General features: G+C 58.8%; 10 protein-coding genes. 1 reads left to right on the forward strand and 9 read right to left on the reverse strand.

The window, feature by feature from the left end; translation table 11 throughout:
* Positions 1-52: 52 nt before the first annotated feature.
* From HY298_15280 to HY298_15305, 6 genes are all read right to left on the reverse strand, one after another.
* Positions 53-814: a DJ-1/PfpI family protein gene (locus tag HY298_15280; GenBank protein ID MBI3851620.1), complete on the reverse strand. Its 762-nt coding sequence runs from the start codon at positions 812-814 to the stop codon at positions 53-55.
* Positions 815-932: 118 nt separating this feature from the next.
* A complete protein-coding gene (locus tag HY298_15285; protein ID MBI3851621.1) occupies positions 933-2,507 on the reverse strand; it encodes a hypothetical protein in 1,575 nt (524 codons plus the stop codon).
* An 18-nt stretch (positions 2,508-2,525) separates the two neighbouring features.
* Positions 2,526-3,839 (reverse strand): Gfo/Idh/MocA family oxidoreductase, encoded by a 1,314-nt coding sequence (locus HY298_15290; GenBank protein ID MBI3851622.1) that lies wholly within the window; start codon positions 3,837-3,839, stop codon positions 2,526-2,528.
* 188 nt (positions 3,840-4,027) lie between these two features.
* Complete coding sequence (locus HY298_15295) at positions 4,028-5,479, reverse strand: hypothetical protein (protein ID MBI3851623.1); 1,452 nt, start codon at positions 5,477-5,479, stop codon at positions 4,028-4,030.
* A 290-nt stretch (positions 5,480-5,769) separates the two neighbouring features.
* Positions 5,770-7,077: a PhoH family protein gene (locus tag HY298_15300; GenBank protein MBI3851624.1), complete on the reverse strand. Its 1,308-nt coding sequence runs from the start codon at positions 7,075-7,077 to the stop codon at positions 5,770-5,772.
* Entirely contained in the window at positions 7,074-7,739 is a 666-nt protein-coding gene (locus tag HY298_15305) for a glutathione S-transferase (GenBank protein MBI3851625.1), read from the reverse strand. The genes HY298_15300 and HY298_15305 overlap by 4 nt, the downstream gene beginning before the upstream one ends.
* A 427-nt stretch (positions 7,740-8,166) precedes the next feature.
* Here HY298_15305 and HY298_15310 point away from each other — a divergent pair, with 427 nt between their 5' ends.
* Positions 8,167-9,693: a YifB family Mg chelatase-like AAA ATPase gene (locus HY298_15310; protein ID MBI3851626.1), complete on the forward strand. Its 1,527-nt coding sequence runs from the start codon at positions 8,167-8,169 to the stop codon at positions 9,691-9,693.
* Between the two features lie 50 nt (positions 9,694-9,743).
* On the opposite strand, the gene HY298_15315 is transcribed toward HY298_15310, so the two are convergent.
* The 3 genes from HY298_15315 to HY298_15325 form a co-directional block, all read right to left on the reverse strand.
* Positions 9,744-12,494 (reverse strand): PQQ-dependent sugar dehydrogenase, encoded by a 2,751-nt coding sequence (locus tag HY298_15315; GenBank protein MBI3851627.1) that lies wholly within the window; start codon positions 12,492-12,494, stop codon positions 9,744-9,746.
* A 202-nt stretch (positions 12,495-12,696) separates the two neighbouring features.
* Positions 12,697-14,049 carry a DegT/DnrJ/EryC1/StrS family aminotransferase gene (locus HY298_15320; protein ID MBI3851628.1) on the reverse strand — a complete coding sequence of 451 codons (1,353 nt, stop codon included), beginning with the start codon at positions 14,047-14,049 and terminating at the stop codon, positions 12,697-12,699.
* A gap of 129 nt (positions 14,050-14,178) precedes the next feature.
* Complete coding sequence (locus tag HY298_15325; protein MBI3851629.1) at positions 14,179-15,564, reverse strand: hypothetical protein; 1,386 nt, start codon at positions 15,562-15,564, stop codon at positions 14,179-14,181.
* Positions 15,565-15,639: the final 75 nt, after the last annotated feature.

The raw sequence follows: 15,639 nt of genomic DNA on the forward strand, positions 1-15,639 counted from the left end.
CACCCTCGCCTGCACAGCTTTCGTCCATTTTGATCAGCGGCGGCCAAGGGCGTCATTTTGGCCCCTGAACGAGGCCGTGTAACTCAGCATAAGGATCCCAGGAGGGATCGCGGTGCCACTCATACTCGCTCCCATTGGCGAGGTTATCGGCGGTCTTTTTGCCGAAGAGGCGTTCGACGACATGCAGCGTCATGTCCATCCCCGCCGAGACGCCGGAGGAGGTCACAATCCTGCCGTCATCCACCCAGCGGGCGCGCTTGACCCACTTGACGTTCGGCCAGGGCGTCGTGGCGCGCGACCAAAAGGCCTTGTTCGTTGTCGCGGGGCGGCCATCCAGCAGGCTCGCGGCGGCGAGGACTGACGCGCCATTGCAGACGGACATGGTGATCTCGGCCTTCGCGGACCGCTCGCGGAGCCAATCCAGCGTCTCGGTATCTTTGAGGACGTCCAGCGCACCGAACCCGCCGGGGATAAGAATCAGATCGAGCGGCGGACAATCTTTGAACCCAAACTCGGCGACGGTTTTTGGTCCTTGGGATGAAGTGATCTCGCCCTTCTCGCGGGCGACGGTGACGACTTTGACCTTGCCCTTCAGGTTGCCCCACATTTCGAGCGGACCATAAGCGTCGAGCAATTCGAACCCGGGAAAAATCACGATACCCAGCGTACGCACTTTCTCCAACTGGGCGGTGGCGGCAGGTTTCGGTTGCTCCGGCTTTTGGTCATCCGCCGCGAGCGATTGCCCGACTGTGAGCGCCCAAACAAGGGCGATTGAGAATAGGGCCGATGCCCTGATGAGATGCGAGGTTTTCATGTTTTGGCTCCTTGAGTGAGTGAAAGAAATCTGCTTTTGCATGAAGGACACGATAAGCCTACAAAAGTGTGTGGCGCAAGAATGAAGCGGAATCAGGCCTCCAGCAGATTTGCCAAAATCACAGAGCCAATTCTTTGAGCATGGCGACGGTTTCATCGACAATCCGTTCGCCGGTGCCGGGTTCGGCGTAGCTGTGAAAGCCAGTCCAGCACTGGTAGCCGCCGAGCTTGTGGCCTTCCTGGTTCGGAATGTAACCGATCCAATCGTTGGCGAGTTCCGCAATGTAAGTGTGGCGGAATGGCGAACGGTTTTTGATGTCCAGACCCAGTTGCGTGAAGAACTCGGCGGGCACGGCGACAATGGCCACGTCGCCGATGCGCATAACTTGAAGCCAGGTTTCGCGTTCCTGCCCGCGCAGCGGAGCAAGTTTATTTCGCATGTTGCGAAAGACCGGGATGATCTGGTCGGCGTGACCCGGCGCATACTTCCGGCAGTATCGCGTGACGGCTTCCTCTTCGCGCGCTTCGTCAAAGTTGCGGACCTTGAATTTGAACGGGCGTTTGATGGCAGCCAGCTTTTCTACCGGGCGCGGCTTGGCCTGGGTGAGCGCGTCCTGGACGGCTTGCTTGATTCGTTTGGTCATCTCATCGCACGTCAGGTTGAGGTTGTGGGTCGAGCCAGAAGCGCCTTCCAGAAAGCAAACGGTGCCGCTGAGTTCAGTTTCCAATTCCTGCGCGGCCAGACCGTAAAACGACGGCGAACGGACTCCGGGTTTGCGCGTGCCGATGCTGTGCGTCGAATGGTTGAAGATGATCGCGCGCAGTTTGTCGGCGGGATCGCGAAAGGCTAGCAACGGCAGTTCGGGATCGAAGGGGCCGGTGGGCCGGACGAAATCGTCGCGCGGTCCAATCCAAAAAATCGACCCGTCGGCGAGCAGCATCCGGCTGTTCTGGCCCACGGTCTTTTCTTCACCGAGCTGGAAGTAGAACCGACAATCTTCTTTGGAAAGATCGGCGTTGGCTTCTTGCACGGCTTGGACGATGCCGCGTTGCACTCGTTTTGAAAATGTTTCGTCCAATCCATAACCATGCACGACCATGGTGCTCGGCGCATGGTGCGTGTGGGTGCAGTTGATGAGGATATTGGCTGCGGGAATGGCGGTCGTTTTTTCAATTTCGGCTACCACCGGATCAAGCCATTCGCGAGTGATCATCAAAATGTCGCACGCCACGATGGCCAGTTTGCCGAAGGGCCTTTGTTCGAGAACGACCGCAACAGCGCGCAGTTTGCCTTCCTGTCCAGTCGCTTTGCCGGGAGTGATGCCGCCCGCGATGATCATGGAATCGTCGGCCTCGAATTCAGCGGCAGCCGCACCGACGCGCAATCCAGCAAAGGCAGCAGGCGGATTGTTTGTCGCAAGTTTTTCCGCCGCCTGACCCAATGTCGTGAAAACCACAACGAAACAAATGATCGACCTTGAAACGGCAGTTGAGATGAACCCCGTGGAGTAGGCGGCAATACTCCACGGGGTGAACCGCGAACCACACGAACCACGCGAAAACAAGGCGCTTGAAAGGGATGGGAAGCGGAGGGGATCCTTTACCCGGCGGGTGAAGAAAGCCTTTTCCGAACGCCCTTCTCCGTTCGCGTATTTCGTGTGTTTCGCGGTTTCCTCTGCTTCTTTTAGGTTCACGGTGGAATTGTGTTCGCCTCAAACTCCCTTTGGCACGGCCCAGTGTCCGTCACGATACGTCCGGTGAACGAGACGATTCGCCTCTTCGTCGCCTTCAATTTGCTCGGTCACGGGGTTGAAATGGAGCGTGCGACCGACGCGCGTGGCGATGTTGCCCAAATGACAAAGGGCGGCGGAGAGGTGCCCGATCTCGACATCGGCGTTGGGCCGCTTGTCATTCTTCAGGCAATCCAGAAAGTTACGGTGATGGGCCGGGCCGTCGGGCTTTCCGGTCATTTTTTCGCGAGGTTCATTGCGCGGCCCGAACAGTTGCCAGCCGCCGCTTTTGCCGAGCACCAACATTCCTTTCGTACCGTAAAAGGCGTTTCCGTTTTCGTGACCTTCCTGCACGTAAGGCGACCAGATGCGCTGCTCGAAGATGAGTTGCTTCTTGCGCTGGCCGTCGCCGTGGTATTTGAAGACGACGTATTGCGTGTCGGGGAATTGCTGGTCGTCATCGAAGAAATATTTCCCGCCCAGCGCGGCGATAGTTGAAGGATGGGTCTCGACGCCCAATCCCCAGCGGGCGATGTCGAGATCGTGAACGCCGTCGTTGCCCATGTCGCCGGTGCCGAAGGCGTACCACCAACGCCAGATACCCGGGAGCAGGTTGGATTGATAGGACACCACCGGCGCCGGCCCGAGCCACGTATCAAAGTCGAGGTTCGACGGCGGATCGGAGGGTTTCGCATGGCCGATGCTGCGGCGAAGCTGGCTGTTCCAGGCTTTGGAAACGAGGATATCGCCAATCGCGCCATTGTGCAGAAGTTCCATCGCCTTCATCACATGCTCAGTGCTGCGGCTTTGCGTGCCGGTCTGCACAACGCGCTTGTTGCGTCGCGCGGCCTCGATCATCAACCGTCCCTCACGAATGTTGTGGCAGCACGGTTTCTCCACATAGACATGCTTGCCGGCGGCGCAGGCCAGGATGGTTGCCGGCGCGTGCCAATGATCGGGAGTCGCGATGATGACAGCATCGACGGATTTGTCCTCCAGGATGCGGCGCAAATCCTTCACGGACTTTGGCGCTTTGCCAGAAGTGGTTTCGACTTCCTTCGCGGCCTTGGCCATCCGGTCGGCATCCACGTCGCAGACATAGGCGAACTCGACATCCTTTTGAGCCGCGAAAGATTTCAAGAGGTTCGTGCCCATGCCGCCCGGCCCAATAACGCCCATGACGACTTTCTCGTTGGCACCAGCAGCGCGGGCTGGATTGGCGAATCCGAGGGCGGCAGTGCCGGCGACGAGCGCGCCGGTTTGTTTCAGGAATTGTCGGCGATCAGTAGTCTTCATAACGAATCAGCGGGTTTGAAGAATTGATGCCATGTTCCAAAATAATTGTCACGACTTTGTGATGTCGTAATGGATGACCACGGGAAGAGGTTGATGAAATAAAAAAGCCGTTGCGCGCCTTTCAACGGGCTACGCAACGACTTTTCAACCACCAAAAGTTATTATTTTTTCAGCGGCAACAAGGAATGTTAAATAGACCGTTTGGCGTTCCAATCGTAGGTCTTGCTTTCGCCGCTCCAGTCGGACTCGATTTTGCCCTTGATGGAGTTGCCGTCCAGCTTGCCTTTGAATTTAGCTACCTGCGTCTTGCCATCTTCTTCACGAGTGACCTTCAATGTCACCTCGTTGTCCTTGACCAGGCCTTCCAGGATGGGCGCTTCGTTGTCGCCCAACACCACAACGCCGGAGAGCTTATCGCCTTCCTGCTTGAGTTTCAGGCTCAGTTCAATCGAATCTCCACCTTCAGTGGTGAGCACCCAATTCCAAGTGCCGGTGGCGTTGCCCGCTCCGGCGCTTGCCGTGGCCGCGCTGCCGGCGGTTTTTTCCCGGCTGGCATTCCAATCGTAGGTCTTGTTTTCACCGCTCCAGTCGGATTCGATCTTGCCTTTGATGGAGTCCCCGTTGAGTTTGCCTTTGAATTTGGCGACCTGCGTCTTGCCATCTTCTTCGCGGGTGACTTTCAGGGTCACCTCGTTGTCCTTGACCAGGCCTTCCAGGATGGGCGCTTCGTTGTCCCCCAACACCACCACGCCGGACAGTTTTTCACCGTCCTGCTTAAGCTTCAGACTGAGTTCGATCGAATCTCCGCCTTCAGTGGTGAGCACCCAATTCCAAGTGCCGGCAGCACTACCCGCTCCCGCGCTGGCGGTGGAACTGGCAGCGGCTTTTTCGCGCGTGGCATTCCAATCGTAGTTGTGATTTTCCCCACCCCAGTCCGAATCAATCTTGCCCTTGATGGTATCGCCGCTCAGCGTGCCTTTGTACTTGGAGGTGAATTTCTGCCCGCCGGTATCGACGGGAATTTTGAAGGAGATGGCGTCGCCGACAACTTTGCCCTCCGTGATGGGAGCTTCGAAGTCGCCCATGCTGACCTTGCCGGTCACATTCTCGCCTTCCTGCTTCAGGTTGAGGACGAGATTCAACGCATCGCCGCTTTCGACGGTGATGGCGTATTTCCAGGAGCCCGTCGTACCCGCCGCAGCGCTAGACGCGGCGGCAGTCGTCGATCCTTCGCGTTTGGCCTGCCAGTCCGCGGTGCGGTTCTCCCCGCCGTAATTGGATTGCAGCTTGCCCTTCAGAGTGTCGCCGCTCAATTTGGCCGCCACAGTCGTCGTGATCTTTTCGCCGTTCCGTTCGCGGACCGATTTGATCGCAAGGTCGTCGCCCGTGAGTTTGATTTCGTCAATCGGGTATTCATTGCCATTGCGGCCAACGATGACACCGTTGAACTTGGCGCCTTCTTGTTTGATCTTGAGAGTGGACTCGATGGTCTGTCCATCAGCGGTGGTGAAGCTGGCCTTCCAGGTGCCCGCCGCATTGTTTTCCGCGGCCAGGGCTGCGGCATTCAGCCAGCCCAATGTGAGGGTCAATGCCGCCAATGGCAGCGTTGCTTTGAATGAGGATTGTTTGAGGAATTTCATGCGAATATTCATAACCGATCTTTGTTTAGGTGTTTCAACTGTTAAACTGGTTTCGCCCGAGCTGTGACTCGACGATTCAATGTTAAAACGGTCACCGAGTCAAACGGGTTACAAACCATTTAGCGGTTGTCATGCCAAGCTGATCGAGGTTCGATTGGCACCCTGTCAGTCAACGACTTCGCCCAAGCAAGGAGTTTCGCCGTGTCACCTTGCGGCGCTGGAAGTCGTGCAAAATGCAATGTGCCGGTTTGCATTTTGCAATGTCGTTCGCTCCACCGCGAGGCAGCGGGTCACAACAAATTGGCAGCGAGTTCGGCCAGGGCGGAGCGCTCCCCTTTTTGCAATTCGATGTGCGCGGACACCGATTCCGCCCGGAAACGACTGACGATGTAGTTGAAGCCGTTAGAAGAAGAGTCCACGTACGGATTGTCGATCTGGTAAGGGTCACCCGTAAACACGATTTTGGTGCCGTGGCCGACGCGCGTGATGATGGTTTTGACCTCCAACGGCGTCAGGTTCTGGGCCTCATCGATGACCATGAATTGATTGGCGATGCTGCGACCGCGAATATAGCTCAACGCCTCGACCACGATGCTCCCAGAGCGCATCAAGTCGCCGCTGCGCCGATGCTCGTTGCCCATGTTCAGGTCGCTCAACATTTCCAATGCGTCGTGGATCGGCTGCATCCAGGGCGCCAGTTTTTCCTCCAGTGAACCGGGCAAAAATCCAAGTTCCTTGCCCATCGAGATTGTTGGGCGCGCCACCACCAGACGACGATACTCGCGGTCCAACACCGTTCGCTTCAAACCGGCGGCCATCGCCATGAGGGTTTTACCGGTGCCAGCCTTGCCCATGAGCGTGACGAGTTTGACCTGATCATCGAGCAACGAGTCGAAGGCAAAGTGTTGCTCGCGATTGCGCGGCTTGATGCCCCAGACGCCCTCTCGACAGTCAATGATGGGCACCAGCTTGGTGCCCGTGGCATCGACTTTGGTCAGCGCCGTGCGCTTGGGGTTGGTTTCCTCGGTGAGCGTGCAGTATTCGTTGGGAAAATATTTCCCTTTGCCGGCGAGTTCGAGTTCGCCATTGGCACGGAAGGAGGCCATTTTCTCTGCGCTGACCGACAGCTCAAACATGCCTGAATAAAGGTCTTTGATCTGGACGCGATCGGTTTCGTAATCTTCAGCCTGCAAGCCGAGCGCGTCGGCTTTGATGCGCAAATTGATGTCCTTGGTGACGAGGATCGTCGAGTTTTTCGGATCGGCCTTTTGGACGTGAAGGGCCGAAGCCATGATGCGGCTGTCCGCGTTGCCGTGACTCAGCGTGCCGTTGCCGTTCTTGTGTTTGTTCTGAAAGATGATGCGCAGGCGACCGCCGTTGGGCAGCTTCACGCCTTTGCTCAGATGTCCCTGGCTGCGCAATCCGTCGAGCGTGCGCGAAACCGTGCGCGCGTTCTGTCCCAACTCGGTGGATTCGCGCTTGAAATGATCCACCTCTTCGATCACCTCGATGGGAATGAGCACATTGTTCTCCTCGAAACTGAGCATCGAGTCCGGGTCGTGCAGGAGAACGTTCGTATCGATGATGTAGTTTCTCACTTCGCGTCTGCGGATTTGATCCGGGCCATGGCGCCGTACCACGATTTGAGCCGGGTGTGAACGGCCGGCAGTTTGTAATGACCGGTGTAGAGAAAGTTTGCCAACATGCCGAACAAATCGAAATCGACAAACCGTGGCTGGTGACCGAGCAGAAAATCCTTGCCCAGGAGCATCTGTTCATACGGAACGAGCCGCTGCCTCAGTTCGGCCAGGAGTTGCCGCTGCTGCCGCCGCCATTCGTCCAGGCAGCCGCGACCGAACTTGCGTTCCTTGTGGCGCAGGAATCGAAGCTGGTCGGATGCCGGCACCATTTCCTTCCAATAAATGTCGTTGAGTTTGAAGCCGACCCCTTCGATCTCGTTTTCGATGCCGCGCCAGAGAATGGACTGCACCCCGTCCAGTTCCCTCGGGAACAGGCCCAGTTGCAGCTTGGCATCGAGATACTTGGCGATGACCTGCGAGTCTTCGTCGGTTTCAAACACCACCGTGCGCCCATCTTTGATGATCGGCACGCCGTAGTAACGCCGACGGGTCAGACGCCAGACCAGCGAGCGATCGCCATTGGGGATGTTGACGATCTGGAAACGAACCCCGGCAAACTCCAGGATGCGCCTTTGAACGATGCAGTAGGGACTCCAGGGAAACTGAACGAGTTCAATCATGTCATTCACGCGTCGCCGCCAACACCGTCCGCTGGCATTGCTTCCCACGCTGGCTCAAAACCATTGCGACCGGAAAACAATTTTTACCCGACACAAGCGCAATTTAATTCTGTCGCCGGTGCCTGACAAGCGCAAATCCATCCAACAATTCAGTCAACAGGCTTGAAGATTTTAACCACACGCGTGCAAAGAGTCAGATTGGTGGAGCGGCGACTGCACACTTATTGGCCCACGAGCCGGGCCACCGCCCCGGCGTGCGAGCGCGCGTGGGGTGTTGACCGTGCCCACACTGCTGGGGAGTTCGTCCGACCCCTTTCGACCGATCGCCCTTGGCACGAAGTCGCAAGCACCAAACTCCTCCGGCCAGAAACCGCGCCAGTCAAAAACCGGATTGCACTTCACGCCGCGCTCGACCATAACTCTGACCATGTTAGCCAAGGTCTGTTCCGCCGCCGTCAATGGCATCGAGGCTTATCCCATCGAGGTCGAGGTCAATGCCGGCTGGGGCGACACCAAGATCATCATCGTGGGACTTCCCGATGCGGCCGTGCGCGAGTCACAGGACCGCGTCAGCACCGCGCTCACCAATTCCGGTTTCAAATTTCCAATGGGCCGCACCACCATCAACCTCGCGCCCGCCGACGTAAAAAAAGAAGGGCCGAGCTTCGATTTGCCGATTGCCATCGGGATGTTGGCGGCCAGTGAGCAGCTTGAGACGGATCAACTGGAAAATTTCGTGGTCGTCGGTGAACTCGCCCTCACCGGCGCGGTGCGGCCCGTCAAGGGCGTTTTGCCCATCGCCTTGCGCGCCCGGGCCGAAGGCAAGGCCGGCATCCTTGTCCCCGCCGACAACGCCGCCGAGGCCGCCGTGGTCAAAGGTTTGCAGGTGATTCCCATTCAGAATTTGCGTGAGGCCGCCAGCTTTCTCGAAGGTGAAATAAAAATCACGCCGACGAAGGTGGATATCGTGAAAATCTTCGAGCACGCGCACGACGACGAAGTCGATTTTGCGGAAGTCAAAGGCCAGGAATCGGTCAAGCGCGCGTTGGAAATCGCCGCGGCCGGCGGTCACAATGTGCTGCTCATCGGCCCGCCCGGCGCGGGCAAATCCATGCTGGCGAAACGGCTTCCCACCATTCTGCCGCCGCTCACCCTGGAAGAAGCGCTGGAGACGACCAAGATTCACAGCATCGCCGGATTTCTGGAACCCGGCCAGGCCCTGGTGACGCGCCGACCATTCCGCACGCCGCATCACACCGCCAGCGACGCAGGATTGCTCGGCGGCAACATCAATCCCACGCCCGGCGAAATCTCATTGGCGCACCACGGCGTGTTGTTTCTCGACGAGTTGCCGGAATTCAAACGCAGCGTGCTGGAAACGATGCGCCAGCCGTTGGAGGACGGGCGTGTCACTATTTCCCGCGCCGCCGGCACGATGACCTTCCCCGCGCAATTCATGCTGGTGGCCGCGATGAACCCGACGCCCGATGGCAAGATGCCGGGTGAATCGCGCAGTTCACCGCGCGAGATTCAAAATTATCTGGGCCGCATCTCCGGGCCGTTGCTCGACCGCATTGATCTGCATATTGAAGTGCCGGCGGTAAAATTCCGCGACATCACGGCGGAGAAAACCGGCGAAACCTCCGCGCAAATCCGCGAACGGGTGGTGGCCGCGCGCCAGCGACAGCAAGGAAGGTTCGCCAGTAAATCGAAGATCACCTGCAACGCGCGGATGGGCAGTCGCGAGTTGAAGACTTACTGTGCCATCGACGAGGCCACGCTGGAGTTGTTGAGATTCGCAATGAGTGATTTGAAACTGAGCGCCCGCGCTTATGACCGCATTTTGAAAGTGGCGCGCACCATCGCTGATTTGACTGGCGCGGAGAAGATCGCCAGCGAACACATCTCCGAAGCCATTCAATACCGCTCGCTGGATCGGCAGTTGTGGACGTGATACTTTTATCATTAAACGGAGCCGCCGAAGAATGTCTTTGATGTTGTTGGTTATTTGGCGGTGGTCTCACGCAAACCACCTTGCACAAGAAAAGCCAGCAGGTCCGCCGCTTCCTGGGCGGTGAGCGAGGCGAGTAATCCCTCGGGCATCATGGAGAGCGCGGATTCGCGGGATTCCTTTACGTCCGCCAGTCGGATCATGTGATCGGTCAAGGATTCATCCCGCAACACGAGTTCATCGGCGGTGCGCTTCAGCACGAAGCCGGTCAGTTCCGTTCCATTGCGCAGGGTGACCATGGTGGTCTTGAATTCCGGCGCGATGACTTTGGAGGGATGCAGAACTTGATCCAGGGTCTGGGCACGATCGTATTTGCGGCTTAACTCTGTCAGTTCCGGACCGAAGGCGCGTCCCACGCCACGGCAAACGTGGCAACGCGAACATTGGGCGGCACCAGCGAAGAGTTCCTGACCGTGGGTCGCATCGCCGCGCAGGGCGAGGATCGTTTGCGGATTGATGGCCGCGCCGAGCACCTGTCGGCGTTGATCGGGCGGCAGGAACCGCTGGAACAGATCGCGCACGAGAGCGTTCGTGTGGTCGAACGCGGCCCGCGGAACGCGAATGTTGGAATCAACGGTGAGCGAATTCGCCAATGCCAGCGCGCCGTTCATGGTGGCAAGCAATTGCGCCGTGTCGTTTTGCTTCAGCGCTGCGTCGATGTCCGTGTCGAGTTTGACCGTCACGGCCTCTGTGTTTGTTGCGGGGAGCGATCGAATCCAGTCACCGACGAGGCGCATGCCGCGCTCGTCCACCAACCGGGAGCCGATGTGCGGCATGTGGCCGGCGCCTTCAGTGCTGATGCGATACACGAGCACTGATCGGAACGGATCACCGGGCGCGATGATGCGCGCACCAATCAGGCCGGAGTCACCGCGCGTCGGTTTCTCGTCGAGGGCGCGCCATTCGCCGGGCGGCTTGTCATAGTGCAGGAACATCGGGACGGCACCGCCTCCGTTGAAACGGTGACAACCCGAGCAATTGATGTGCAGCCAGGAGCGGGCGCGCTGGTCGAGCGGCTGGCTGGCAGCGTAAGGATCGACCAAAAAACGTTGCTCAGACGAAGGCGGCGGATCCTTGACGCGGAGAATGCCGAGATGGGCCAGGCGCTCCAGTTCAGTGGCGACGGACTCAGTTGCGTTTTCGATTGCTGATGCTTGAACTTGCTTCCGGCGGTCGTCACCGAGTTGAAGCCAGTTAAATGACAATGTGTCGCCTGCCCAACATTGATGACACCGGAGACATTCAGCGCGACCGAGAAAACGCCAGCGGATTTCACGTCGTCCACCTGGCGCGCCGGGGTCCGTCATCGCGAATACATCGTTGGTGCCCTCGGCGGGGACGAGTTCTGCGTCGGTCTGTTCCTTGTTCCAGCGAAACGTGTAGGCGTTCCACGCCTGACCCTCGAAATGCAAGAGTTGCGTTTCAATTCGCCGCGCGCTTACGGGTTTGCCGCGTTCCTGTTCCAGCGTGAGCGTGCGCGTAAAGACGGTGTTGGATGGCCAGTCCCACATTTTTCCGGCGATGGTCTGGCGGCCATCGGCGGTGACGATGACATTCGTGCCTGGCACCGCGACGAGCCGCTCCGCGCCGGCGTAATCACTCCACATTTCCGCTGCTGGTCGATACGCGACGACGCCGGGCGCAGGCGTGAGCTTCGCGGCATCACTGAACACGCCCGTCTCGCTCAAGCGGCGCGGGAAAGCGACATTCGCGGGAGGTGCAGTATTTGGCGTAAGCGCATAAAGGCCGCCGTGGTAATCAAGGATGAGCAATTCACCGGTGGCGTCTTCGGTGAATGAGACGGGCTGCAACGTGGTGTCGCAAAGTTCCTCAACCGACTCAAGTTTGTCACCTTGGTTGCGCAGCGCCCAGAATTTGCCCGTCTCCCAATCGCCGTAGATGTAAGCGCCGCGCAGCTTCGGCAATCTGGTTCCACGATAGAATCGCCCGCCCGTGATGCTCGCAGCCTCGCTGTGAGGATGCGCGATCATCGGTGGCAGGATGGGTCCTGGTCCCTGTCTTTCATCCGTCCGCACGCGAGTATTGGGTCCTTCAGTGATGCTCCAACCGTAATTTCCGCCGCGTTTCACACGGTAAATCATCTCCCACTGGTCCCAGCCAACATCGCCAACCCACAGCGCGCCGTCGGGGGCGAAACTCATGCGCCACGGATTGCGCAACCCAAACGCCCACACTTCGGGCCGCGCGCCCGGCGTCGTGCGAAACGGATTATCTTGCGGGATGGAATACGCATTCGTTCCGTCGGAACGGTCCGCGTCGATGCGCAGGATGCTGGACAGCAAGTCACTGATGTCCTGACCGGTCTTGCGTTTGCCGTCGGGCGGGTCGGGATCATCGCCGTCGCCCGTGGAGATGTAGAGGAAGCCATCCGGCCCGAACGCCAGCGTGCAACCGTTGTGGCCGCCGCTCAACCAGCGAATCATCGGGCGCTCGCTGGCGGGGTCAATCGTGGGCGGGTTGAGGGAGGAAACGGTGAACCGCGAAACATAAGCGCCGTCGGGGCGGCCGCCGGGTTCGTTGTAGTTGATGAGAATAAACCGGTTGGTTGCAAAGCCCGGGTGGAAGGTAAAGCCAAGAATATTCTCGAAAGGCTGATGGTGTTTTTTCAGATCGATCACCAGTTCGGGCTGCGAGCCGTTTGAGCGCGTGTCGAACGACCAGATTCTTCCACCCTGTTCCGCGACGAACAGTCGTGTTGAACCCGGCAGGAAGGCGAAGTCCACAGCGTTTTCGAAATTGATCGACGCGTATAGGCGCTCCACCGAGCAGGGTGCAGGCGGATTGGGAGAGCCGATGACGCGGTTGGATGTCCACGGCTCCCGCGCAACCAGCGCGGGCAGGGCACAGCATGACGCAGCAAAGCCCGCTCCAAATCTCCACCAACAATTCAGCCTGGGTCGCGAAGAGTGAATCATCACGTTGGGGCTATCTCTTCGCCAGTTCGGCTGCGTGTTTTTGGATCTTGCGAATGGCGTCGGCGATCTGGTCCATGTCGTCGCGCGGCCCGAGCAGCATGTTCTGTGTGAACCAAACGGCTTCTTCACAGACCTTGTCGTTTTGCGGACAGTGCTGTGCCTGCTCGAGCCATTCCTTCATCCGCTTCTCGCCATAGATTCTGAGGAAGTGCGGGTTCTTCGCGAGACCTTGGACGTATTCGCCTTTGTTCATCGTGCCGTAGCCACTGGAAGCGGGAACGCCTTCAGCGCTCAGCGCTGCGATGAACTTCGCGCGGTCCAGCCCGGCGAACTGCGCCTTGTCGTAGCGGAACATGAAGAGGTGATAAGCACTGCGCGTGACACCGGCATAAAGCTTTGCGGGTCGGACGCCGGGGATTTGGTTGAGCAGTTTCGTCAGATGATTGGCGTTGTCAGTGCGACGCTGGGTCTGCTGGATGACGCGGGTCATCTGGGCAACGAGCAGGCTGCCCTGAAACTCCGTGAGGCGCAGGTTTGATCCGCGGGTGCCGGAACTTGTGAAATTGACGCCGCCGAGCTGCTTGGCGCGGCCCTGGTTGTGGAAACTCGAGCAGGCCTCGGCGAACTGGTCGTCGTTTGTAAGGATGGCACCGCCTTCGCCGGAATTGAGGTTCTTGCTCGCCTGAAAACTGAAGCAGCCTGCCAGACCCCACGCACCGACTTTGCGCCCGCGCCACTCGGCGAGATGCGCCTGACAGGCGTCCTCGACGACCGGCAATTTATGCTTATTGGCAACCTCGAGAATTTTGTCGAGGTCTGCTGGCGAACCGCCGATATGGACAGGCAGGATCGCCTTGGTTTCCTTCGTGATCGCCGCCTCGATCTTGTCCGCGTCGATCTGGAAACTTTCGAGGTCCGTGTCCACGAAGATGGGCAGCGCGTAGTTCAGCACGATGACGTTGTAGGTCGCGACGAACGTGTATGGCGGGAGGATGACTTCGTCGCCGGGGCCGAGGTCCATTGCGCCGAACGCCGTGTAGAGCGCACTCGTGCCGCACGACGTGGCGACGCAATGTTTCGCGCCGGTCAACTTCGCGTAAGCCTCCTCGAACCGCGCCACGGCTTTGCCGCTGCCGCGATACCAGTGCCCGCTGTGCAACGTGTCGTGCAGCGCCTTTTCCTCGGTTTCGTCATATACCGGCCAACCGGGAAAACCGCCCGGGTGCGCCTTGGCTCCGCCGAGGATGGCGGGTTTGCTGCCCGCCTCCGCGCCGCGGGCGATGTGCGGCAACCCCAACGCCACACCCGCGCCAGCGATTGAAGTGTTGCCGATGAACTGCCGGCGATTCATTTCATTTTTCATCGTCGTTCTCCCGCTGCTCGTGGGTTCATTCAGATATGATGACCGCTTTTCAATCAAACTCAATCCGATCCGCGCGCGAATTCTAATAACCGGATCGTTCCGTGAGGCGCAAAAATATTCGCCGCCTGGCTAACGGACTTTCTCAACCAAACGCGCTACTGCGCCTGCGATTCGCTCTTCGATGTCCGGGCACCAGCGGCTGGCGGGAAGGCCATACACCTCGAACGCTCCCGCCTGATAACCACCCTCCTCCCAAAGCCGGCGCGACGGAACATAAGCCATGACATCATTCGCGTACCCGTTCACCCAAGTGCTCGAACCGTATTCCTTCTTAAAGCGGAGGGCGTAATCCACACAAACCTCGCCACCGAGCGCGATCCAAAGCTGGTCAGTGCCGAGCCTCCAGACTTGGACTGGATATTCGGGATAACCGCGTACGAAAGTTTTGCCGGTGGCCAACTCAGATGACAACCGGCGCGCCCAGCGAGCGCGGTAGTCGGTGCCCTTGCCCAGTGTTTCCAATTCGTCCTTTGTTGGCTGCTGACCGAAGTCCAGCGGGATGAATTCGAACGCTGCGCGAAACCTCGGCGTCACCGGCCGCATCGGTTTTTCGAGGACGACTTCCACTGCGGCGGCGAGATTCTCGCCGAGCTTTTGGCAAAGCTCAACCGTGCCGCGCGGCACGGCACTTTGATCGCTGCCGCAACCCTGGAAGAACATGGCCGCTGCTTCCGGATGTTTTGCTTCGAGCGCGCGTTGCGTCACGCCCGCGTAGTCGGCGGAGTAGAGGTAATTCTGCGTGAGGGCCGAGGTGTGCGCGGCATAACCGAAAACGACGGTGCGCAACTTCCCGTCCGGCGAACGCACGGCGAGAACGGGCACCGCGAAATCCGAAGGACCCTTGGGTGATTCACCACGGCGCAACAGCTCCGCAAGCTTGCCCTCGTCATTCGTGCGGCGGTTCATGGCGAAGGTCGCCTTGCCTTCGCCTGCCCAGAGGGTGGCGGGACGTTTTGAATCGAGGGCCTTGCCGATGGTTTCGAGGATCGTCGTTTCCAGCCAGACCGAATACTTCGCGATGAGCGCCCGCTGCGGGTCGTCGAGCGGATAAATGTCCTGGAGCGCATCTCTGAGCACCGGCCCGGAATGGGTGTGGGAAGTTGCGAATCTGATCTGACTGCGCTTGAGGCCATGAAGCCGATCCAGTTCGCGGCAGAGGTCATCGTAAAGCCACTTCGGAATGCCCACGAGATCAGCGGTGACGAGAACGGCTTTGCCGCCGTCAGACACTTCGAGCGCAAGCACCTTGATCCACAAATCATCCAGCGTGCCCTCGGCCGGTTTGGTGCGCGACGCGAACCCTCCCATCCAAATGAGTTCTTTGGGTGTGATCTTTGCCTGAGCGGTGCCGAAGCTCCAAGTCGCCTTCTCACCCGCGTGGCCCGTGCTCGGGGCCACCATTAGACTGAAAATTAAACCGACAGTGCTGACGTAACGCATAACTTCAATTCGCATTTCGCGAACCGCAGTTTACTTCGGCCAAAGTTTAACGCCAGCGAGTTCGATCAAACAACGCCGGAAGCGAAGGAG

The organism is Verrucomicrobiota bacterium, from assembly GCA_016200005.1.
GTDB lineage: Bacteria > Verrucomicrobiota > Verrucomicrobiia > Limisphaerales > PALSA-1396 > PALSA-1396.